The following is a 21,940-nucleotide window of genomic DNA, read 5'->3' on the forward strand; positions in this document are numbered from 1 at the left end:
AGCATGAAATGGTATCGCGGATTCGCTACGGCCTCGTCGGCACCGGAATGATGGGGCTCGAGCATATCCGCAATCTCGCGATCACGCCGGGCGCCGAACTCGTCGCGATCGCCGATCCCGAAGGCCGGTCGCTCGATTGGGCCGCGCAGGCACTCGGCGACAAGGCGGACGCAGTGACCAGTTACCCGAATGCGGCGGCACTCGCGGTGCATCCAGGGCTCGACGCGGTGATCGTGGCGAGCCCCAATCATACGCACCGGCAGGCTGTCGAGCCGCTGTTCGACGCCGGACTCCACATCCTGTGCGAAAAGCCGCTCGCCACGACGATCGCCGACGCGCGCTGGATCGCCGAGCACGCAGCGCAGCATCCGGCGGTGTTCTGGACGGCGATGGAATATCGCTACATGCCGCCGGTCGCCGCGCTGATCGAGGCCGTTCATACAGGCGCAATCGGCCGATTGCGCATGCTGGCGATGCGCGAGCACCGCTTCCCGTTCCTCGTCAAGGTCCGCGACTGGAACCGCTTCGCGCGCAACAGTGGCGGCACGATGGTCGAGAAATGCTGCCACTTCTTCGATCTGATGCGGTTCATTGTCCGGTCCGAGCCGGTGCGCGTCTATTGCTCGGGCGGGCAGGACGTGAACCATCTCGACGAACGCTATGGCGGCGAGCGCCCCGACATCGTCGACAACAGCTACACGATCGTCGATTTCGCCGACGGCACGCGGGCGATGCTCGATCTGTGCATGTTCGCCGACGGCGCCGAAGAGCAGGAAGAGATCGTCGCGACCGGCGACGCCGCACGGCTCGACGTCAGTATCCCCGGCGGTGTGCTGACGCTGTCGCCGCGGGTCGGCTTCGGCAATCCCAAGCGGCCCAAGCGGCGCACGGTCGAGGTCGACCCCGTCGCGCTCGCCGCGGGCTCGCACCATGGCTCGACCTTCTACCAGCATCAGGCGTTCGCGCGCGCCGTGCGCGGCGAGGGGCCGGTCGAGGTAACTGCCGAGGACGGGTTGCGCGCGGTGGCGATCGGCGTGGCGGCCGAGATCAGCCTGCGCGAGCATCGTGCGGTCACCATCGCCGAGGTGCTCGCTCAGCCGAGCGACGCATAAGCGCTCCGCGGCAGCACCAGCCGCACCAACGCGATGCCGGTGAGATAGGAGAAAGCGGCGATCCAGAACATCGGCGCATAGCCATGCCCGTTGTCGAGCGACCATCCGGCCAGTTCGAGGATCGCCATGCCCGCGAGATTGCCGGCAAAGGCGCCAATCCCGATCACCGATCCGACGCGTGAGGCCGGGAAGATGTCGGTCGCGAGCCCGAAGACGTTGGTCGAAAAGCCCTGGTGCGCGAACAGTGCGAAGCCGAGCAGCAGCGCCGCCGTCCAGGCATTGCCGGCGACGAGCACCAGGGGGATCGGTAGCACCAGCAGCGCATAGATGAGCAATGTGGTCAGGCGGCTGCGCTCGAGCGTCCAGCCGCGGGCGAGCAGCATGCCCGGCAGCCAACCGCCGGTGATCGCGCCGAGCGCGGCGAGGCTGTAGACGAGCGCCACCGGCGCGCCGAGCTCGCCTTGGGCCAGCCCGAACTGGCGGTGGAACAGGTCGGGGGTCCAGAACAACAGGAACCACCAGACCTGATCGCTGAGCACCTTGGCGACCGCGACTGCCAGCGTCCGCCGGTCCCGGAGCAGCGTGCTCCACCGCTCGCCCCCGTCCGCGACGCGCGCGGGGGCGGGCGGCGCGACGCGCAGCCACGCGATCACCCAGATCAGCCCGAGCCCACCGGCGATCAGGAAGCTCGCCCGCCAGCCCACCGAGAGCGCCAGCGCCGGGATCAGCAACGGCGTCAGGATCGCGCCGAAATTGGGCGCGGTATTGGCGATCCCGAGCGCGCGCGAGCGCTCGCGCGCCGGGAAGTAAGTCGCCGCAGATTTGACCGCGGCGGGGGTGCCGATCGATTCGGCCGCGCCCAGCGCCGCCCGCGCGACTACGAACTGCGTCACCGTGGCGGCGAAGGCGTGCGCCATCCCGGCGATGCTCCACAAAGCCACGCCGATCCCGAATCCGCGGCGTATTCCGACCCGGTCGATGAACCAGCCGGTGCCGAGGAATGCGATCGCCGCGGCGAACTGGAAGGCCGACGCCATGTGGGCATAGTCGCGGTCCGACCAGTGGAACTCGGCCTGTAGCGTCGGCTTGAGCAGCGCGAGGATCTGCCGGTCGACATAATTGAGCATGATCGCGACGAAGACGAGCGCGAGAATCGTCCAGCGACCCTCGACCCCCGTCTCGTTCGCGAGCGCCGGCTCAGAAGCGGGTGCGGGCATTGATTCCGACATAGCGGTCATTGTCGCGGGGCACGTAGCGCACGGCGCCCGCGGTGGTGCCATAGCCGCGAAAGTTGGAATAATGGCGATCGAGGATGTTCTTCACCAGCGCCCGCACCTCCCATCGATCGCCGCCGATCAGCGCGACGCTCGCGTTCCACAGACCGTAGCCGGGCTCGACCGTATCGGGCGTCTGGGTGAGCGAATATTGCGTCGCGCTCTTGTAGCTCGCATCGCTCTGGAGTTCGACCGAAAGCGCGTCGGACAGCGGCAGCCGCAGCGCCGCGCCGCCGCTCAGCTTCCAGTCGGGCGCGAAGGGCAAAGGCTGGCCGTCGATCGAGACGCAGCTCGTCGCGCTCGCCGGGCAATTGAAGCGGTCGACCTTGGCGTCGGTGTGCGCGACCGCGAAGTTGAGCGTGAGCGCATCGATCGGCCGTGCGCTGAAATCGGCCTCGATACCCTTGGTCGAAACCTCGCCGGCATTGATCAGGCGCGTCACCGGGGCGCCGAGGAAGATGTCCTGGAAGTTCGCCTGGAAGCCCGAATAATCGGTGCTGTACGCGGCGATTGCGCCGGTCAGCCGCCCGTCGAAGGCGCTGCCCTTGAGCCCGACTTCGTAGCTGGTCGAAGTCTCGGGATCGAGCGGCGGCGTGTCGAACGCCTGCATGTTGAAATAGACGTTGTAGGCCGGGCCCTTATAGCCGCGCGAGAAAGTGAAATAGGCCGTCGCCTGCGGCACGATCTCGTATTGAACGCCGAGCCGCGCGCTGTAATCGAGGCGGTCGGTGCTGCCGTTGCTCTGATAAGAGGGGCGGATCCCCGCCACGCCCGTGGCGGTGTCGGACACCCGGCGATGGAAATAGCGGAGCTTGTCGTAGATCAGACGCCCGCCGGCGATGAAGGTCAGCGCGTCGGTTGCGTGGAGATTGGCCTCGCCGAACAGCGCGTAATTCTCGGCGCGGATGCCGTAATTGGCGACGCCGTTATTGGTGACCTGCGTCGCCCCGGTCAGCTGGGTGACGGTGCGCTCGTAGCGCTCGTCGGTATTGGCCTCGAGGAAATAGGCGCCGATCACATAGTCGATCAGCTTTCCCTGCGGCGAGGCGAGCCGCAGCTCCTGCGAAAATTGGAAAAAGTCGACCAGGCCGTCGTCGAAACCCGAGGGGAAGCCGGCAGCGAGCGTGTCGCGCCCGTCCCAATCGGGGCGCTGGTGGTTCTTCCACTCGCGATAGGCAGTGATCGAAGTGAGCGTGTAATCCCCCGGGCGCCATTCGAGCGTGAGCGAGCCGCCATAATTCTTGTCGCGCACTTCGCTGTCGAAGGTCGTGTTGACGGTCTTGTTGTTGGCGCTGGCGACAATGCCTTCCTGCGCGAGCAGGCTGGCCAGTGCCGGGCTCGTCGAGACGATATTGGTCGGATAGGCGATGCGGTTGATGCTCGCATAGACGCCCTGCGGCGTGTCGTCGCGATTGTAGAGATAGTCGCCGGCGAGGGTGATCGTCACATTCTCGGTGGGATCGGCGACGATCTTGCCGCGCACGCCATAGCGCTCATAGCCGTTGACCCAGTTATCGGTGCCGAGATTGCGGACATTGCCCCGGTAGTTTGCGTAGAGTCCGCTCAGCGAATAGCCGATCTTGTCGGAGAGCGGACCCGACAGCCCGAGCTTCAACCGGCCCTCGTTGCCTTCGTAATAGCCTGCCTCGATCGTGCCGGTCTGGACGTCGGAGGGCCGCTTGGTGACGAGGTTGATCACGCCGGCCGAGGCGTTCTTGCCGAACAAGGTGCCCTGCGGGCCGCGCAGCACTTCGAGCCGCTCGAGATCGAGCAGGTCGAGCGTCGCCTGACCGGGGCGGACCAGCACCACCCCGTCGACCACGGTCGACACCGAGGACTCGACGCCGGGCGAGGTGGTGATCGTGCCGATGCCGCGGACGAAGACGGTGCGATCCTTGTTCGACTGGCCGTTGCGGAAATCGACCGTCGGAATGATCGTCGCCAGATCCTGGATCGTGTTCAGGTTGCGCGAGGCGGCGATATCGCCGCTGACCACCGAGACGGCGATCGGCACGTCCTGCAGGCTCTCGTTGCGGAACCGCGCGGTGACGACGATTTCATTGCTGTCGGCCTGCTCTTCTGCGGCAGGAGCCTCCTGCGCCCACGCTGGCACAGCCGCGCTCGCCAGCAATGTCGTCCCCAACAGTTTCGCCCAAATCGTCATCGATTGCTCCCAGCCTTGATGTGGCGCGGGCCTAAATCCTACTAAGCAGATCGGGTATGGAGCTTTTGCTTGAGCCAGCCCAAGGCGCGCTTTGCCGGCGGCTCGAGCAGCGAGGGCGCAAAGGTGCCCTGGAGTGGTCCCCTGGGATCGCGCAGCGCGTTGCGTTGGCCGGCGTCGCGGGCGAGCGGGATCTGCATGCCGTCGGTGCGTTCGAGCAGGTCGAACAATTTGGTGCTCATCTGCGCGGCGAGTTCCTCATGGCCGGGCGCGGCGAGCAGATTGTTGGTCTCGCGCGGGTCGGCGTGGAGGTCGTAGAGCTCGTCGATATCCCAGATGCCGTGGAAATGGACGTATTTGTAGCGGTCCTCGCGCAGTGCGTGCACCGTCGGGGTCTGGGGAAAATTGCGCTCCCAATAATATTCGTAGAGCAATTCGCTGCGCCACGACACCTTCTCGCCGCGGGCGAGCGGCAGGAAGCTCTTGCCTTCCATTTCCTTGGGCGGCTCGAGCCCGGCGGCTTCGAGGAAGGTCGGCGCCACGTCGATATTGGCGACCACCTCCTCGACCACATTGTGCCCGAACAGCGCCGGGCAGCGCGCGATCATCGGCACGCGCATCGATTCCTCATAAGCGGTGCGCTTGTCGATCAGGCCGTGCTCGCCGAACATGAAGCCGTTATCGCCCATGTAGAGGATCAGCGTGTCGTCGAGATCGCCGCGCGCCGCGAGCAGGTCCATCACCCTGGCGAGGCTTTCGTCGACCGCGAGCAGCGTCTCCATGTAGCGCTTGTAATACGCGCCGATGTCGAGCTTCGAGTGATAGGCATAGTCGACACCGTGCCAGCTGTTGCGCTGGTCCTGCACCCAGCGCGGGCGGCCGCGCGCAGCGTCGCCGTTCGGCGCCATGGTCGCGGGGTAACGGAAAGTCTCGTGCTCGTAGCGGCCGGCATGGCGCTCGGCGGGGATGAATTCGGCGTGGACCGCCTTGTGGCTGAGATACATCATCCACGGCTTGTCCTTGCGTCGCGTCTTCAGCCAGTCGGTGGCATAATCGGTCAGCTCGTCGGTGATATAGCCCTTTTGCGGTACGCGCTTGCCGTCGACATTGAGCCCGTCGGGGCCGGGCAGATAGGTTCCCTGTCCCTTGAAGCTCACCCAGTGGTCGAAGCCGGGCTGGGGCGCGTCGCCCTCCTGGCCCATGTGCCATTTGCCGACGAATGCAGTGTCGTAGCCGGCCGCCTGGAGATATTCGGGAAAGAAGACGAGGTTCGGATCGATCGCGTGGTTGTTGTCGACCACCTTGTGCTGATGGGCATAGAGCCCGGTCAAGATCGAGGCGCGCGACGGCGAGCAGAGCGCAGTGGTGACGAAGGCGTTCTTGAAATGCACACCTTCGCGGGCGAGCCGGTCGAGTGTCGGCGTCTCGCCGAAGCTCTGCGCCTTCATGAATCCCATCGCGTCGTAGCGGTGATCGTCGGTGAGCACGATCAGGATGTTGCGCGGGCGCGCCGATTTGCGCCGGGGCAAAGCGAGTTGGCGCTTTGTGCGGCGCGACTGCGCCTCGGCCTGCCACGAGAACAGGCCGAACGCCGATCCGCTGCCTGCCAGCAATACGCCTCTTCGCGTTACGACCATCATCGCTCCCTTTGTTCGGATCAGCGGCATATTCCCATCGTTCCAATGGGCAATAAACTTCGCCTATCAAACCCTCAAGCCGAACTCTGCTTCGCGCGCGGGCCGAGCACGTCGGTCAAAAGCCGCCGCCAGTTCCGCCCATGATTGCGTCCCCCTCGGGTGTGAAAGCCGGATGCGGCCAGCGCCTCGGCGATCCGCGGTATCCCGTCGATCCGATTTCGCGCCGGGGATCACATCAGGTTCAGGGGGCCAGGGCGGCTAGAAATACGCTGGAGCGACCAGACGTGAGCGTACCACCCCTGACGATGGCAAGACGGTTGGACTGGAACGATCCAAGCCAAAGTTCGCCACTGGCGATCGTTGCAGCCGACAGGCCATTGAAACCGGGCTGTGGCGGCCCATAGGCCACGGTAGCGACCCTGCGCGTCGAACGATCGAGTTCGCCGACCACCCAGCCGCGGTGGCACAGCATCGGGTCTGCCACGCCGTCGACGATCCGGCGCAGCCCCCCGCAAGCCGGTTCGTCGAGCCGCATGCCCGCAAGCAACAGGCGCGTGCCACTCCAGTGGATATTGTCGGGCATGAAATCGGGGACCTCGATGCGCGCCGCAGGGATGCGTGTGTCGCGCCGATCGAAAACCAGCACCGCATGCCAGCCAAAAGCGACGACGTAGAAATGGCGGCCGTCCGGGTCGGTTTCCAGCCCGTTATTGCCGGGAAGTTCGGTGCCAGGCAGCAGGCGGAAACCCTCGTCGCGCGGATCGTGCTGCCAGACGCCCCCGGTCACGCGGCCCTCGACGAAATCGGCGATGGTGGTGCCGGGGCGCGTGAGCACGGTGACCAGGATCGTGCCGTCGGCGAAGCTCGCGACGCTGTTGCCGACCTGCCCCTCTGGCATCACCAGGCAACCGCGCCAGCGCAGCCTCGGCCGGCCGCTACGCGCCTCGATATCGAAGACCTCGATCGACTCGCGGCCGCCGTGATTGACGACCAGCAGCCGCCATCGCCCCGGACCGGTCTCGCGCAGCGACAGGCCGCGGGCGTTGAACAGCGCCGGATCGACCGGCCCCGGGCAACCGGCGAAGGCCCGGCGGTCCCAGGCGATCTGGTCGGGGGTGCCGGCGTACCAGCGCTCGAAGCGGCGCGTCGGCACGTGGACGATCTTGAGCCCGGCGCCGGGGGCGAAGCCGCTCGCAATCAGCCATTCGGTGCCAGGTAGCGCCAGCAAATCCTCGGGCTTTTCGGGGCCGCAGACATAATCGAGCTGCGGGTCGCTGACACATGCGTTTGCAGGCTGCGCGCTACCCCAGGCGAGCGCCATCGCCGCCACGCGCCAGTGCCGCATCAGTCGCGCGGCCTGCCGCCGGAGGACCTTCGCTCGCCGCCGGCGAAGAGTCCCATGTCCGCGTGATGCGGCCAGGGCGCCACGCGGCTCTCTGGCGCGAGCCACATCAGGCGCGGGGCCGCGGGATCGAACGCGGGCCATACCCCGCCCGGCCCGCGGGGGACGCCGGTGTGCGCGAAAGCGAGCAACGCGCCCGACATCACCCCCTCGAGCGAGCGGTCGCCCGGCTCCCAGTTGCGCGTCGTGCGGAACAGGTTGAGCGAGTCGCGGGTGCGCAGCCAATAAGGCACGTCGCCGGTGTGATAGGCGCCGACGGTCGCGGGATCGTGATCGCTGAACGTCACCCCGGGCGCATAGGGCTGGCGGCGGGTGAACAGATAGGCATAGGCCGGCTGGGTGCCATAGGTCCGCTGGTGCCCGGCCCATTCGGCCATCTGCAGGCCGACGCTGGCGTCGCGCCCGATATCGGTCGCCGCGCGGGCGGGCGGCGCGTCGGCATAGGCGCGCAGGATCGCGTCGGCACGCTCGCCGAAGCGTGTGCGAACGGCCTGCGCCAGCGCCGCGCGATCGCTTGCCGGGCCAAGCGGCCCGAAGCTTTCGTCGTGGGTGTAGCCGATCAGGATCGGTACATCGTTCTGCCGGCGCTGCGCGAACACTTCTTCGGCGCGCCCGGTGACGATCCGGCCGTCGAGCACGATCGGGTCGCGGCGCGTGGCGGCGGCGACCAGCCTGTCGCCGGCGATCGCGCGCAGATCGGCGAGCGATGCCGCGCCGAGTTCCTTCTGCAAGGCCATGCCCTGTGCCTCGGCCCTCGCGAGCGGCGCCGGCGCCATCATGCCGCCAAACGGGCTGCCGCTCATGCCGACCGCGCGATGGAAGAGGCCCCGGGCCATCGGGCTCATCTGGAGCAACGCCACCGACATCGAGCCCGCCGACTGGCCGACGATCGTGACATTGTCGGGATCGCCGCCGACCTTCGCGATGTTGCGCTTCACCCATTTCAGCGCGGCAATCTGGTCCATCAGGCCGTAATTGCCCGAGCCGCGGTTGCCCGATTCGGCGCTCAATTCGGCGCTCAATTCGGGATGCGCGAGGAAGCCGAGTGGGCCGACGCGATAGGCGATGTTGACGCGCACCACGCCCGCGCGCGCGAGCGGTTCGCCCGAATAATTGGCCATGCTCGCCGAGCCGATGTTGAAGCCGCCGCCATAGATCCACACCACCACCGGCGCCTTGCGCGCGCGGCGCGGCGCCCAGACGTTCAGATAGAGGCAATCCTCGCTGGTCGCTTCCTCGCCGAAATAATGGTTCTGCCGCGCGCTGCGGAGCGGCTGGAGGCATTCCGGCGCGAAGCGATCGGCATGACGGACGCCCTGCCACCCGGGAACCGGCGCGGGCGCACGCCAGCGTAGCTCGCGTAGCGGAGGCGCGGCGAAGGGAACGCCGAGCCAGGCATCGACTCCGCCCGGCAGCGTGACGCCGTCGATCTTGCCGCCGTCGACCGCCACCGGGCGCGCCGCGGTCTGTGCGGCGGCGGGCAAGGCGGCGGACAGCGCGATCAGCGCAGCGAAAGCGCGCCTCATGGCCGCTTCACGCCGAGGCGCGCATGGAAGAAGTCGAAGGTCGCATTGGTGGCCTTGAGCGTCGCCGCGCGCGTCGCTGCGGGCGTGGCACCGATGAAGCTGTGATCGACGCCGGGGATGAAGATCGCCTCGACGGGCACCCTCGCCTTGCGCAGCGCCGCCTCGCCGATGCGCGATTGTGCGACGGGGACCACCTTGTCCTGCTCGCCGTGGATCAGCAGGAACGGCGGGGCCTTGGCGTCGATATGGGCAATCGGGCTGACCGCGCGGATCTTGTCGGCTGGGCAGGGACCGTCGCAGCCGAGCAACCGGGCGCCGGCGTTATTGCCATCGGGCGCGGCGGCCATTTCGGCGAAGTCGAACACGCCGTACCAGATCGCCGCGGCCTGGACGCAGCCATCCGCGCCCGCGGCGGGATCGAGCGCGGTGTCGCGGCAGGTGACTGCGGCGAGCGCCGACAAATGCCCACCCGCCGAGCGCCCCATATTCCGACCCGGGCAGGATCGATGCGATAGTCGGCAGCATGCGCGCGCAGGAAGCGCAACGCGGCGTTGACGTCCTGCAGTTGGGCGGGAAAGCGCGCCTCGGCGGAGAGCCGATATTCGAGACTGGCGACAGTGAAGCCCTCGGCGGCAAGCGCGGCGAGCACCTTGGGAAAGTCGGCGAGCGCCCCCGAATGGCGGGTGTGCCCACCCATCCAGCCGCCGCCATGAATATAGAGTATCAGGGGGTGTGGGCCAGGCGTGGCGGGTCGATAGATGTCGACGATTTGCGGACGATAGCCGGGGAGGGCCTGGTAAACCACGTCGCGCCACGCCTGCACGCCGCCGGGGAAGGCGATCGGCGGGTTGGGCATATGGTCGTCGAGCGCGGGCGCGCTCGCCACCGGAAAGTCGCGCGACTGCGCTTGAACGGGGTGTCCGCTCGATACGGCACCCAATACAAGGCAGACGCCCAGAACCAAAAGACCCGGCTTCGGCATGCTCTCTCCTTTTGCGGGCGCGCTGACCGCGCGTCTTCGTCAGTGCCGACCTATCACGCACAATCACGACGTGGAAGATATGAAGGAACAAGTTCGTAACATTTATGCACGGCAGGCCACTTCACCGTTGCGCGTCGCGCGCTCGCCGTTACTGACAGGCTGAACAGGAGCGTTGCAGGATCCATGGCGACGAAAGCCGAACCATCGACCGACGATACCAGCCCGGCGCGGCGATCACGCGCCGAAACGCGCGAGGCGGCGATCAACGCGATCCTCGACATCGCCACCGTAGAATTCGTCGAAAAGGGCCTCGCCGGCGCGCGGATCGACGAGATCGCGAGCAAATCGACCAAGCGGAAGATCTATTATTATTTCGCCAGCAAGGACGAACTCTACCGCGCCGTGCTCGAGCGCGCGTACCGCCGCGTCCGCTCCAGCGAAAGCGAGATCGACATCGAGAGCGGCACCGCGGCCGAGGCGTTGCGGCGGCTGGTGGAGCATGACGTGCGTTACCATTCGCAGCACCCCGAACTGGTGCGGCTGGTGATGAACGAGAACATCCACCGCGCCGAGCATCTGAAGCAGATCGCGGGGCTTCCGGAACGCAATCAGGCCGTGATCGGGCTGCTCGAGCGGATCATCGCGCGTGGTCAGGCGGAGGGAAGTTTCCGTGCCGACGTCGCCGCGATCGACCTCCACATGAACATGACTGCGCTCGCTTTCTACAACGTCTCCAACCAGTTCACTTTCGCGCACAATTTCGGGGTGGACATGACCAGCGACGCGGCAGTCGAACGCCGCGCTGCGCAGATTGGCGACATCCTGCTCGCCTGGGTCCGCGACAAGGCCTGACCAACGTCCATCGTGGATATCGCGGGCGCTGCGGCACGCATGCCGCAGCGCCCACTGTTATGCGCGCCAACCTGTTATTGACAGGAACTAGTTCGTTACACTAATTTCCGAATCTGCAACGCGCTGGAGCAACCGGCGGGACAGGGGAGGATTGAAGATGCGGCACTTGCGCGCGCGCTTGGCGTTTACGACGTCGTTGTTTGCTTATGCGGTTCTGCTGACCGCGGTCCCGGCCGCGGCGCAAACGGCACCGGGCGGCGAACCGCAAGCCGACACCGCCACTTCAGCCGAGACGAGCCAGGCCGATGACATCGTCGTCACCGGCTCGCTGATCCAGCGCCCGAACAATAGCTCGGCGAGCCCGATCGTCACGATGAGCGCCGATGCACTCAAGGAAACCGGTGCGATCAGGATCGAGGATTCGCTCAACCAATTGCCGAGCTTCACCACTTCCGGCAACGCCTCGACGGGAGGGCAGGGGACCGGCGGCCGCGCGACGATCAATCTTCACGGGCTCGGATCGAACCGCAACCTCGTGCTGCTGGACGGGCGCCGGTTGCCGGTTTCCGACATCAACGGCAATGTCGACATCAACATCCTGCCCGACGCGATCATCTCCGGCGTCGATGTCATCACCGGGGGGGCCTCGGCAGTCTATGGCTCGGACGCGATGTCGGGCGTGGTCAACTTCAGGACGGTGCGCAAGATCGAGGGCGTCCGGGTCGACCTGCAGAACTCGATCAGCGAGCGCGGCGACGCCTATAAGTTCAGCGGATCGCTTGCCTTCGGCGCGACCTTCGGCGAGGATCGCGGCAATGTCGTGGCGGCGTTCAGCTATGCCACGCAGGACCCGGTGAACGGCAGTTCGCGCGCCTTCTTCAGCGACAAGACACCCTCGTCCTTCATCGGCACCGGCACCTTCGTGCCGAGTGCGACCAACGCGCCGACCTCTGCGGCGGTGCGGGGCGTGTTCGCCAGCTACGGCATCACCAACACGATCAATCCGCTGCTCAATCTGGGCTTCAACGATAATGGCTCGCTCTTCGTGCAGACCGGCGCGATCAATTATCAGGGTCCGCGCGGCAATCAGGGCTATGCGATCGTCGCCGGCAATGTGCGCATGCCGGTGGGGCAGCAGATCGACTTCGTGAACGGGCTCGAGCGCAAGACCGCGTTCCTCAAGGCCGATTACGAACTCACGCCCGGAATCACTGCCTATGGCCAGTTCATGTTCGTCGATCTGACCGTCCAGACCGCGAGCGGCGGCAGCCTCACCCAGTTCGGCACGCCCACTACGGTGCCGATTACCAATCCGTTCATTCCGGCGAACCTGCGCACGATCCTCGCGTCGCGCCCGAACCCGGCGGCGCCGTTCACCTGGAATGGCCGCTATGTCGGCTTGCCGTACAAGGGCTGGGACGAGGACTTCTCGATCCAGCAATATCTCGCCGGGGTACGCGGGGACATCAGCTCGGGCTGGACCTTCGATTTCTTCGCTTCGTACGACGAATCCAAACACGATCAGGCGATGAAGAACGCAGTCGTCAAGACGCGCGTGCAGCAGCTGCTCAATGCGGCCGATGGCGGGGCGTCGCTCTGCGCCGGCGGGTTCAACATCTTCGGCGATGCCAATGCGCGGGCGCTGTCGCCGGCGTGCCGCAACTACATCACCAAGACCGCCTTCTCGCAGGAGCGGCTGTCGCAGACGCAGGTGCAGGGGCAGATCAACGGCAAATTGTTCGATCTGGGCGCCGGGCCCGCGCAGATCGCTTTCGTCGCCGACTATCGCCGCAACACCTATAACTACGTTCCCGACAGCGATCTGGCGGCGCAGAATCTCGAATCGGTGATCGCCTCGGCCCCGGCGTCGGGCGAGATCTCGGTCAAGGAAGCGGCGGCGCAGATCGACATTCCGCTGCTGGCTGATCGCGCTTTCTTCCACGAGCTCGGCATCGGCGGCGCGATCCGCATCTCGGACTATTCGACCACGGGATCGGTCACCAGCTATGAGGGCGATGTTCGCTGGCGGCCGGTCGCACCGTTGCTGATCCGGGGCAGCTATCAGCGCGCGGTGCGTGCGCCCAATATCGGCGAGCTGTTCACGCCCGCCTCGGGCACCCAGCTGGTGATCGGCACCCCGCCTGGATCGCTCGGCGATCCGTGCGACGTGCGCTCGACGGCACGAACCGGTGCGAATGCGGCGCAGGTCGCGACCTTGTGCGTCGCGCAGGGCGTACCCGCGGCCGCGATCAGCAGCTACACCTTCCCGACCACCGCCACCGGACAGACGATCGCCGGAAACAAAGGCCTGTCGCCCGAAAAGGCCGACACGTTCAACGTCGGTTTCGTGCTCGATTCACCGGCGACCGAGGGAATGTTCGGCGATCTAACCTTCTCGGTCGATTATTACAGCATCAAGATCAACAACGTCATCTCGACTGTGCCGGGGCTCACCGTGCTGTCGAAATGTTTCAACCTCGACGGGTCGAACCCGGCCTATTCCGTCAGCAACACCTATTGTGGCCTGATCCAGCGCGATGGGACCGGACAGATCGTCACGGTGAACACGCCATATCTCAACATCGGGGGGCTGCGCACCGACGGCATCGAGGCGCAGCTGAACTGGAGCCTGCCCGCGGCCTTCCTGGGGGGAACCAGCCGGTTGTTCGTCAATGCCGCGCTCGGCTGGACGGCGAATTACAAGGTGCAGCTGCTGCCGGGCACGCCGTTCCTCGACTATACCGGCGTCAGCAATGGCGGCGCGTTGCCGACCAGCGTCCCGCCGCGCGCCACCCCTGAATGGAAGAGCGTCGCCTCGTTCGGCTATCGTTCGGAGAGCGGAAGTTTCGGCGCGCGCTGGCGCTACCAGAGCAAATTGCGCGACGTGAGCGCGGTGCTCACGCCGGCGACCGCGCAGATCGGGGTGCCGGCCTATGCGCTCTGGGATCTGTTCGGATCGATCAAGGTCAGCGATCGGTTCGATTTCCGCGCGGGCGTCAACAACCTGCTCGACAAGCAACTGCCCTTCGTCGCCAGCTCGCAGAACGGCACCGATGTCGCGCTCTACGATGCGATCGGTCGCTCCTTCTATGCCGGCATACGTTTCGGCTTCTGACGCTCGCAGGCGCACGCGGTGCGCCGGTTCGTATAATCATGACGCAGGAGAATATATTGCGTGTGGCGTCGGTGCTGACTGGTCTGGTGGGGTGCGAGATCGGCGCGTCTCGTTCCCCCCAAATTCACGAGCGCGAGGCCGATGCGCAGGGCATCCGGCTGGTCTACAAGCTGTTCGACCTCACCGACACGCCCGATCGGCTCGCCGACATACTCGATGCGGCGGCGCTGCTCGGCTTCGCAGGGCTCAACGTCACGCATCCCTTCAAGCAGCAAGTGTTGCCGCTGCTCGACGCGCTCAGCGAAGACGCCCGGCGGATCGGCGCGGTCAACACCGTCGTCCGCGAGGGGGGGCGCTGGGTGGGCCACAACACCGACGGGATCGGCTTCGGCGACAGCCTGAAGCGCGGGCTTCCCGCCGCCGAACTCACCAAAGTCGTGCAGTTCGGCGCGGGCGGCGCGGGTTCCGCCACCGCCGATGCCCTGCTGGCGCTCGGCGCCCGCGAGCTCGTGCTGGTGGAGCGCGACCTGGCTCGTGGCGAGACTCTTGCCGAGCGGCTGCGCCAATCGTTTCCCAACGCGGTGATATCGGCGGTCGAAACGCTGGAGCGGCTCGACGACGCATCGGGTGTGGTCAATGCCAGCCCAATCGGGATGTACGGGCATGAGGGTACGCCGTTCGACCCGCGGCTGCTGCGTGGGCATCACTGGGTAGCCGATGTGGTCTATTTCCCGCGCGATACCGAATTGCTGCGCATCGCACGGGCGACGGGCTGCCCCATCGTCGACGGCAGCGGGATGGTGGTGCTCCAGGCGGCGCGTGCCTTTGAGCTGTTTACCGGTCGCCAGGCCGATCGGGCGCGGATGTTGACGGAGTTCGAACGCGTATGAGCATCGCCAATCCCATCGTCGGCACGACGCACGCCCGACACGGCATTCTCGCGCTGATCGCGACGGGGACGTTGATCAACTATCTCGACCGCACGATCCTCGGGGTCGCCGCACCGGCGCTGTCGAAGGATCTCGCGATCGATCCGGCGCTGATGGGGGTGATCTTCTCCGCTTTCTCGTGGAGCTATGCGGCCGCGCAGATCCCCGGTGGTGCGTTCCTCGACCGGTTCGGATCGAAGCTGACGTATATGCTGTCGCTGGTCGGCTGGTCGATCGTTACGTTACTGCATGCGCTGGCGAGCAGCGTGGGGCTGCTGATCGGGCTCCGCGTCGCGCTCGGCGTGGCCGAGGCGCCGTGTTTTCCGGCCAACAGCCGCATCGTTGCGACGTGGTTTCCGCAATCCGAGCGCGCATTCGCGACGGGCGTCTATACGGTGGGTGAATATATCGGGCTCGCCTTTCTGAGCCCGATCCTGTTCGCGCTGCTCGCGCATTATGGCTGGCACTCGCTGTTCCTGCTCGGCGGTGGGCTGGGGCTTGCTTTCTCGCTGGTCTGGTGGCGCGGTTATCGCGAGCCCAACGATCATCCCGGGCTGGGCGCTGCCGAGCGCGCGCATATCGTCGAAGGCGGCGGACTGGTCGACGGCACCGGCCCGGCGCGCGTCGACTGGCGCGACGCCGGCAGGCTGCTGCGCCACCGCCAGATGTGGGGCATTTGCATCGGCCAGTTCGCTGGCAATTCCACGCTGGTGTTCTTCCTCACCTGGTTCCCGACCTATCTCGCCAACGAACGGCAGATGGACTGGATCAAGATCGGCTGGTTTGCGGTGCTGCCGTTCATCGCCGCCTCGATCGGCGTGCTGGCGGGCGGGCTCTGGTCCGACGGGATGCTCAAGCGCGGCGCTTCGGCGACGCTGGCGCGCAAGCTGCCGATCGTCACCGGGCTGTTGCTCGCCTCGACGATCGTCACCGCCAATTATGTCGAGAGCGACAATCTGGTGATCGCGATCCTGAGCCTCGCATTCTTCGCGCAGGGCATGGCGGCACTCGGCTGGACCCTGGTATCGGACATCGCTCCGCGCGGGATGCTCGGCGTCACCGGCGGCGTGTTCAACTTCGCCGCGAACCTTGCGGGGATCATCACGCCGCTGGTGATCGGAGCAATCGTCAGCGCGACCGGCTCGTTCGTCGGGGGGCTCGTCTATATCGGCGCGCTCGCGCTGCTCGGCGCCTTCGCCTATATCGTGATCCTCGGCGAGGTGAAGCGGATCGAGATCGCATGAGCGGCTTTCGCCCCGCGATCGCCACCGTCTGCGTCAGCGGCATGCTCGACCAGAAGCTGCGCGCGATCGCGGCGGCGGGGTTCCACGAGATCGAGATCTTCGAGCCCGACCTGATCGCCTCGCCGCATTCGCCGCGTGAAATCCGCACGATGCTCGACGATCTCGGGCTGCGTTGCGTGCTCTATCAGCCGTTTCGCGACTTCGAGGGACTGCCCGAACCCTGGCGGACCAGGACCTTCGACCGCGCCGAGCGCAAATTCGATCTGATGGCCGAGCTCGGCGCAGACCGGATCCTCGTCTGCTCAAGCTGCGATCCCGAGGCGAGCGGCGACTTCGACGCAATCGCGGCGGATTTCCACGTGCTCGGCGAACGCGCCGCCGCGCGCGGCATCCTCGTCGGCTATGAGGCGCTCGCCTGGGGGCGGCACGTTTATGATCACCGCCAGGTGTGGGATATCGTCCAGCGCACCAACCATCCAAGCGTGGGGATCCTGCTGGACAGCTTCCACTCGCTTGCGCGTGGCATTCCTGTCGAAAGCCTGCGCGAGATCGATCCCGCCAAGATCGTCTTCGTCCAGCTCGCCGATGCACCGCGGCTCGATATGGGGCTGCTGTTCTGGAGCCGGCATTTCCGCTCGATGCCGGGGCAGGGCGACTTGCCGGTCGCCGACTATGTCGCCGAATTGCTGCAGCTCGGCTATGACGGGCCGTTGTCGCTCGAGATCTTCAACGACCGGTTCCGCGCGACATCGCCGGTGCTGGTGGCCACCGACGGGATGCGCTCGCTGGTCGCATTGCACGATGCCGCGTCCCGCCTGGTCGCGGCACCTGCGCCGATCCCCGCGGTGACCGGGATCAAGGGCGTGGCCTTTGTCGAGTTCGCCGTGACGCCGGCCGAGGCGCTGCGGCTCGAGCGGATGCTGCGCGACTATGGCTTCACGCGCACAGGCCGACACCGCAACCGGAAGGTCGAGCGCTGGCAACAGGGCGCGATCAATCTGGTCGTCAATCAGGAGGAGCGCGGCTTCGCGCATTCGTACAATTTGCTCCACGGCGCCGCGATCTGCGCGCTGGGGCTGCGCGTCGGCGATGTCGATTCGGCGATGGCGCGGGCCGAAGCGCTGCACATCCACCGCTTCACCGGCGTGGCGGGGGAGGAGGGGCTCGACGTGCCCGCCCTGCGCGGTGTCGGCGGCAGCTTGATCTATCTTCTGCCCGACCAGGTCGGCGATCTCTGGGAACGCGAGTTCATCGCCGACGAGCCGCCGGCATCGGGGATCGGGCTGACGGGGATCGATCATGTCGCGGTATCGGTGGACCTCGACGAATTCCTGTCATGGCAGCTTTACTGGTCCGCGCTCTTCGGACTCGGCAAACAGGAAGAGCAGGACATCCTCGACCCCTCCGGACTGGTGCAGAGCCGCGCGATGGAGACGCCCGACGGCACGTTCCGCATCACCATGAACGCCGGCGGCGGGCGATCGACGCTCGCCTCGCGCTTCGTCGAGAAGCAGCTCGGCGCGGGCTTCCAGCATCTCGCTTTCGCCACTGCGAATTTGGTGACCACCGCGCGCCAGCTGGCCGCCGTCGAAGCCGAGATACTCGACATTCCGGCCAATTATTACGCGGACCTGATCGCGCGCGGCGAGCTCTCGCCAGGCGAGGCTGATACTTTGAGCGCACACCATTTGCTGCTCGACGTCAGCGCCGATGGCGGCCGCTATCATCAGCTTTACAGCCGCGCGTTCGACCGCCGCTTCTTCTTCGAGATCGTCGAGCGAACCAATTATCGCGGCTTCGGCGCGCGCAATGCGCCCGTCCGGCTCGCGGCACAGGCGCGATACCGGCAAGACCTGACCGCTACCGAACTCTGATCGCCTGCCCGCGGGCTTGGTCGGCCGCAGCTTGGGCCGAGGAATTCACGGCTCCAGCGGTTGCAGCGGGTGGGGCGGCGATCTGACCCGATCGACGGTATTCCAGCGATCCGCCCGGACCCCGCGGGCGCCTGTTACACCTTTTCCTAAAACCGAACCTGTTGGCGAGGTCGTGCCGCCGGGCGAGCCCGAGCCGCGGAATAGGCCCCTCGGCCCGCGCTGGACCTCGAGCCGCTCATAAATGGCGAGGTCGAACTCGGGAATGCCTGAGAAAAAGGTCGAGGGGATGCCGTCATAGGCGTAATCGAGCACGAGCCGCGCGCGCGGTAATCGGGGTAGGAGCCGTCGAACGGCATCACTGTGACACCCGTCACCTCCTGCATCGCTTCGCCAATGGTGAACAGGTTGGGGTCCTCGATCTGCTGCCGTGTGATCACGCTGACCGACTGTGGGATCTTGAGCAGCAGTGCCGGGCTCTTGCCCGCGACTGTGGCCTCTGCAGGGGCGTAGCTGTCATCATCGCGAATACCGGTGACGACGATATCGGAGCGACGCTGAGCCGTTTCCTCTCCCGCCTGAAAAGCAGGCATGACGGAAAAAGGCAGACCCAGGATAAGGCCCGCCGAGATGGACGTACGTCTTGCATATGGGCAGTTTGTTTGCGGTCTCCACCGACTGGCGCCGACCAGCCGACTGCTTCCCACCTAAGATGGCTCATCGTCCCCCCAGCTGGAACAGTTCGAGCATTTTCCGACCACTTCGACGATCGGCCGTGTCACACGAAATCCGCGGCGATCGGCAGCGGCGTCCAATCTGCGAAATGGTTCCTCATTCACGACCCGCCCCACTGCTCCGCAAACGGTGCAGCTGAGATATATTTCATTCGCGGAACGGGTTAGCACATAGCCGCGGCTGGTGAGTAGCTTGTGCACGATCCCGCGTTCGACGAGCTTGCACAGAGCGCGAAACACCAGGCTGAGGGCCACGGCGTCGCCTTGTTCCCGCAGCATTCCGGTGAGCATCAGACCCGTCAGTGGACCTCCCTCGCGCTCGAGAAGCGCGAGGAGAAATTCCTCCAGCTCGCCCGCTGCACGCCGCCTCCTAGCCATGGAGGTGCGGCCAATGGCGCCGGCGCAAGTTTACAAGGTGCGCGCTCGCGAGGAGCAGGCTCCCGCAGATGGTCATCGCCGTTTCGGCTGGTGTTTCGGCGAATGCCACGGCGCCGGCCAGCATCAGCGCCAACCCGGTGCCGCCCAGCAACAGCGTTTCGCCTCGGCCATGGCGGCGAAGGGCTGCCACCAACGCGATTGCCGATGTCGGTATTACGAATGCCAGCATCCACAGATGGAAGCTCTGGGGTATCGCGATTGCCCGCGACAATGCGGGCAGGGCCGCGAGGAGAAGGGGAAGTCCTGCGCAATGGATCAGGCACAGGAACGAAGCGCCGATCGCGGTTCGATCGAGCCAGGTGATGACGGAAGCACGCGCAACCTGTTCGTGGTGCATGCTCTTCTCCAAACATGAATGCCGAGTGGCGGCGCTGTCGTTGCGCCGCCTCGGAGTACGGCGGCGCCAGCCGCATCGCGCATGAAGCGCGAATGCGGACGGCACCGCCGCCCCTTTAGCTTCGCCTAGAAGCCGACGCGCACCGTCGCCCGGAGGTCGCGCCCGCCGAGCGGGGCGAAGTCCTTGAGGAAGCTGGAATGCCGCCGAGCCTCCACATCGAAGATGTTGTTGGCGCTCAGCAGCAGCGAGATCTTGTCGTTGCCGGAGAAAGGCCTGAACCCGATCGAGGCATTCACGAGCGTATAGTCGGCCGTGGGCGTCTCGAACGGCGCTATGCGATTCTGTTCGAAGACATGCTCGACCTCGGCGCGCGCGGTGACCCGATCGGATTGCGCCTCGATGCCGCCCAGCACGCGCGCGGGCGGAATGCGCGGCACCGGGCCCGCGTCGACGATCGAGGCGTGCACATAATCGCCCAGCGCATCGATGTTGATGGCGTAGCTGCCGAGCTGGGCAAGCCGGAACGAGGCGTTGGCCTCGAAGCCGTAATAACGCGCGTCCGCCTGCTGATATTGGAAGCAGGGCAGATCGACTTCGCGACCGCTGGGTGCCGCGGCCGTTTCGCAGACCGCCGGATCGACCTGATTTTCCGAAATGTAGTTGGAGAACCAGTTGTAATAGGCCGATGCATCGAGGCTGAAGCGATCCTGGTGGACGTGGAGCGTACCTTCCAGACCCCAGGATTTCTCGAGCTTGAAGTCTTCGTTGCCGACTTCCCACGATTGGGTACCGGCGTGGCCGCCGCGTGCGAAGAGTTCCTCGCCCGACGGTGCGCGTTCGGTCCGCGAGGCGTTGAACCCGATCCGCACGCCGTCCGCCAGCTCATAGGAGAGCCCTGCCGAGCCGGAGATCGCATCGAAATGGCGTGTGCCGGAGAAGAAGCGGCTGTCGCCGGCGAGCGGTGTCGCCGCGAGGCTGGTCGATTCATAGCGCAAGCCGCCTTCGGCACGGAGCGCGCCGAATTCCAGCTGCTGCAGCGTGAACACTCCCAGCTGGCTGGTCCGGTTCTTGGGCAGGAACGCCTCGTCGCCGACCACGTCGAAATCGCGGTGGAAATATTGCACGCCCGAAGCGCCGCTCCAGCCGCCGCGCTTCGCCTGGACCAGTTCGAGGCGGCTCTCGATGCCCTTGTTGTAGAAGGCGGTACCAATCTCGCCGTCTTCCTCGAGCTCGAAATGGCGATAATTGGCATAGCCCGCGCGGACGCGGATCTTGTCAAGGAAGCCGCCCCCGGTTTCGACTTCCCCGCGCAGGTCCACCCGGTTCTGGACGACGCTGAGCCGCGGCGCTTCCTGTTCCTGTCCGGACTCGGTCGCGTAGCGGATGGGCACGCCGTACAGGCTGTCATAATGGCTGTACGAAATACCGAGATTGCCCGTGTCGGTGATCAGCGCCGCGCCGACGCCCGCAGTCCAGGTTCGCGCCGCGGTGTTGGGAAGCGTGTCCTTTAGTGCGGCGGAGGTTGCGAAATCCGGATCGTCGGGTGTGGTAGGCCCGGCTGCTGCCGCCAGCGCCGCGGCCCGTGCACCCGGCGACAGGACATAGCCGCCGATATCGAGATCGTCGCTCTTGAGATACGAGCCGTCGGCGTGGAGCACGACCTTGCCGAGCCCGACATCGCCGGCGGCCCCGACCGAACGCTCGTTCGCCGCCGAGCCGTAGCTGCCGATCGCGTTGACGCGGTAGCCGTTCTCGGGAACGGCGCGCGGAATGCGGCTGTCAATTACATTGACCACGCCGCCGATCGCCGAAGAGCCGTAGAGCAATGCCGATGGGCCGCGAACGATCTCGACCCGGTCGGCAAGTAGCGGATCGATGACCACCGCGTGATCGACAGAGGTGTTCGACACATCGATCGAGCCGATCCCGTCGGTCAACACACGGATGCGCTCGCCCTGGAAGCCACGCAGGATCGGACGCGACGCACTGGGGCCGAAAGAGGTGGCCGAGACGCCGGGTTGCCTCGCCAGCGTCTCGCCGATGCTCGGTCGCAGATCGCGCGTGAGTTCCTCGCCCGAGACGACCGAGGTGCCCGCGAGCACATCGCGCTCGCTGGTCGGCAGGATGCCGGTGACGACAATCTCGTCACCCTTGCTCACGCCCTTGTCTTGCCCGTCGGGCGCGGCATCGGCGGGCGAAGGGGGGGAATTGTCGGGATCGGCGGACCGCGCGGCGGCGGGAAGGGCAAGCGCTAGCGAGGCTGCGCTCAGCAGAAACAGGTGACGCATTTGTTCAACTCCAGGAACCTTGTCATTTTTTCGGAGGA

The 21,940-nt window shown here is 66.1% G+C and carries 14 protein-coding genes and 1 pseudogene; 6 read left to right on the forward strand and 9 right to left on the reverse strand.

The window, feature by feature from the left end; translation table 11 throughout:
• Window positions 1-8: 8 nt before the first annotated feature.
• A complete protein-coding gene (locus CVN68_RS02815; protein WP_199560195.1) occupies window positions 9-1,112 on the forward strand; it encodes a Gfo/Idh/MocA family protein in 1,104 nt (367 codons plus the stop codon).
• Here CVN68_RS02815 and CVN68_RS02820 read toward each other — a convergent pair.
• The 6 genes and pseudogenes from CVN68_RS02820 to CVN68_RS24390 form a co-directional block, all read right to left on the reverse strand.
• On the reverse strand, window positions 1,094-2,329 hold the full coding sequence (locus CVN68_RS02820) for an MFS transporter (protein ID WP_100280858.1): 1,236 nt from the start codon (window positions 2,327-2,329) through the stop codon (window positions 1,094-1,096). The two genes, CVN68_RS02815 and CVN68_RS02820, sit on opposite strands and share 19 nt — an antisense overlap.
• Window positions 2,310-4,550: a TonB-dependent receptor gene (locus tag CVN68_RS02825; RefSeq protein ID WP_100280859.1), complete on the reverse strand. Its 2,241-nt coding sequence runs from the start codon at window positions 4,548-4,550 to the stop codon at window positions 2,310-2,312. The genes CVN68_RS02820 and CVN68_RS02825 overlap by 20 nt, the downstream gene beginning before the upstream one ends.
• A 41-nt stretch (window positions 4,551-4,591) precedes the next feature.
• Window positions 4,592-6,187 carry a sulfatase family protein gene (locus CVN68_RS02830; RefSeq protein ID WP_199560196.1) on the reverse strand — a complete coding sequence of 532 codons (1,596 nt, stop codon included), beginning with the start codon at window positions 6,185-6,187 and terminating at the stop codon, window positions 4,592-4,594.
• Between the two features lie 238 nt (window positions 6,188-6,425).
• Entirely contained in the window at window positions 6,426-7,529 is a 1,104-nt protein-coding gene (locus CVN68_RS02835) for an SMP-30/gluconolactonase/LRE family protein (protein ID WP_100280860.1), read from the reverse strand.
• Window positions 7,529-9,112, reverse strand: coding sequence for a carboxylesterase/lipase family protein (locus CVN68_RS02840; protein ID WP_100280861.1), 1,584 nt, complete (start codon window positions 9,110-9,112; stop codon window positions 7,529-7,531). The genes CVN68_RS02835 and CVN68_RS02840 overlap by 1 nt, the downstream gene beginning before the upstream one ends.
• A pseudogene (locus CVN68_RS24390) lies at window positions 9,109-10,094 on the reverse strand (alpha/beta hydrolase fold domain-containing protein). Before CVN68_RS24390 ends, CVN68_RS02840 begins: the two are co-directional and overlap by 4 nt.
• Window positions 10,095-10,277: 183 nt before the next feature.
• Here CVN68_RS24390 and CVN68_RS02850 point away from each other — a divergent pair.
• The 5 genes from CVN68_RS02850 to CVN68_RS02870 all read left to right on the forward strand — a co-directional run bounded on the left by CVN68_RS02850 (window position 10,278) and on the right by CVN68_RS02870 (window position 18,108).
• Window positions 10,278-10,946 (forward strand): TetR/AcrR family transcriptional regulator, encoded by a 669-nt coding sequence (locus CVN68_RS02850; RefSeq protein ID WP_100280862.1) that lies wholly within the window; start codon window positions 10,278-10,280, stop codon window positions 10,944-10,946.
• Window positions 10,947-11,103: 157 nt separating this feature from the next.
• The gene (locus tag CVN68_RS02855; RefSeq protein WP_100280863.1) at window positions 11,104-14,061 is read left to right on the forward strand and encodes a TonB-dependent receptor domain-containing protein; all 2,958 of its coding nucleotides are present in this window, start codon (window positions 11,104-11,106) and stop codon (window positions 14,059-14,061) included.
• Window positions 14,062-14,099: 38 nt separating this feature from the next.
• Window positions 14,100-14,951 carry a shikimate dehydrogenase gene (locus CVN68_RS02860; RefSeq protein WP_199560197.1) on the forward strand — a complete coding sequence of 284 codons (852 nt, stop codon included), beginning with the start codon at window positions 14,100-14,102 and terminating at the stop codon, window positions 14,949-14,951.
• Window positions 14,948-16,234: an MFS transporter gene (locus tag CVN68_RS02865; RefSeq protein WP_100280864.1), complete on the forward strand. Its 1,287-nt coding sequence runs from the start codon at window positions 14,948-14,950 to the stop codon at window positions 16,232-16,234. The genes CVN68_RS02860 and CVN68_RS02865 overlap by 4 nt, the downstream gene beginning before the upstream one ends.
• Window positions 16,231-18,108: a bifunctional sugar phosphate isomerase/epimerase/4-hydroxyphenylpyruvate dioxygenase family protein gene (locus CVN68_RS02870; protein ID WP_100280865.1), complete on the forward strand. Its 1,878-nt coding sequence runs from the start codon at window positions 16,231-16,233 to the stop codon at window positions 18,106-18,108. Before CVN68_RS02865 ends, CVN68_RS02870 begins: the two co-directional genes overlap by 4 nt.
• 146 nt (window positions 18,109-18,254) lie before the next feature.
• Here CVN68_RS02870 and CVN68_RS02875 read toward each other — a convergent pair whose 3' ends face one another.
• From CVN68_RS02875 to CVN68_RS02890, 3 genes are all read right to left on the reverse strand, one after another.
• Window positions 18,255-18,698 (reverse strand): TonB-dependent receptor plug domain-containing protein, encoded by a 444-nt coding sequence (locus tag CVN68_RS02875; RefSeq protein ID WP_100280866.1) that lies wholly within the window; start codon window positions 18,696-18,698, stop codon window positions 18,255-18,257.
• Between the two features lie 511 nt (window positions 18,699-19,209).
• Window positions 19,210-19,614, reverse strand: coding sequence for a MerC domain-containing protein (locus CVN68_RS02885; RefSeq protein ID WP_100280868.1), 405 nt, complete (start codon window positions 19,612-19,614; stop codon window positions 19,210-19,212).
• A 125-nt stretch (window positions 19,615-19,739) separates the two neighbouring features.
• Window positions 19,740-21,902: a TonB-dependent receptor gene (locus CVN68_RS02890; protein ID WP_100280869.1), complete on the reverse strand. Its 2,163-nt coding sequence runs from the start codon at window positions 21,900-21,902 to the stop codon at window positions 19,740-19,742.
• Between the last annotated feature and the right edge of the window lie 38 nt (window positions 21,903-21,940).

Source organism: Sphingomonas psychrotolerans, from assembly GCF_002796605.1.
In the GTDB taxonomy this organism is placed as follows: domain Bacteria; phylum Pseudomonadota; class Alphaproteobacteria; order Sphingomonadales; family Sphingomonadaceae; genus Sphingomonas; species Sphingomonas psychrotolerans.

Excerpts from the sequence above, each read along its gene's own strand:
- CVN68_RS02850 (WP_100280862.1), top strand. The coding sequence starts at position 10,278 with ATGGCGACGAAAGCCGAACCATCGACCGACGATACCAGCCCGGCGCGG.
- CVN68_RS02840 (WP_100280861.1), bottom strand. The coding sequence starts at position 9,112 with ATGAGGCGCGCTTTCGCTGCGCTGATCGCGCTGTCCGCCGCCTTGCCC.
- CVN68_RS02835 (WP_100280860.1), bottom strand. The coding sequence starts at position 7,529 with ATGCGGCACTGGCGCGTGGCGGCGATGGCGCTCGCCTGGGGTAGCGCG.
- CVN68_RS02870 (WP_100280865.1), top strand. The coding sequence starts at position 16,231 with ATGAGCGGCTTTCGCCCCGCGATCGCCACCGTCTGCGTCAGCGGCATG.
- CVN68_RS02865 (WP_100280864.1), top strand. The coding sequence starts at position 14,948 with ATGAGCATCGCCAATCCCATCGTCGGCACGACGCACGCCCGACACGGC.
- CVN68_RS02830 (WP_199560196.1), bottom strand. The coding sequence starts at position 6,187 with ATGATGGTCGTAACGCGAAGAGGCGTATTGCTGGCAGGCAGCGGATCG.
- CVN68_RS02825 (WP_100280859.1), bottom strand. The coding sequence starts at position 4,550 with ATGACGATTTGGGCGAAACTGTTGGGGACGACATTGCTGGCGAGCGCG.
- CVN68_RS02820 (WP_100280858.1), bottom strand. The coding sequence starts at position 2,329 with ATGCCCGCACCCGCTTCTGAGCCGGCGCTCGCGAACGAGACGGGGGTC.
- CVN68_RS02890 (WP_100280869.1), bottom strand. The coding sequence starts at position 21,902 with ATGCGTCACCTGTTTCTGCTGAGCGCAGCCTCGCTAGCGCTTGCCCTT.
- CVN68_RS02885 (WP_100280868.1), bottom strand. The coding sequence starts at position 19,614 with ATGCACCACGAACAGGTTGCGCGTGCTTCCGTCATCACCTGGCTCGAT.
- CVN68_RS02815 (WP_199560195.1), top strand. The coding sequence starts at position 9 with ATGGTATCGCGGATTCGCTACGGCCTCGTCGGCACCGGAATGATGGGG.
- CVN68_RS02855 (WP_100280863.1), top strand. The coding sequence starts at position 11,104 with ATGCGGCACTTGCGCGCGCGCTTGGCGTTTACGACGTCGTTGTTTGCT.
- CVN68_RS02875 (WP_100280866.1), bottom strand. The coding sequence starts at position 18,698 with ATGCCTGCTTTTCAGGCGGGAGAGGAAACGGCTCAGCGTCGCTCCGAT.
- CVN68_RS02860 (WP_199560197.1), top strand. The coding sequence starts at position 14,100 with ATGACGCAGGAGAATATATTGCGTGTGGCGTCGGTGCTGACTGGTCTG.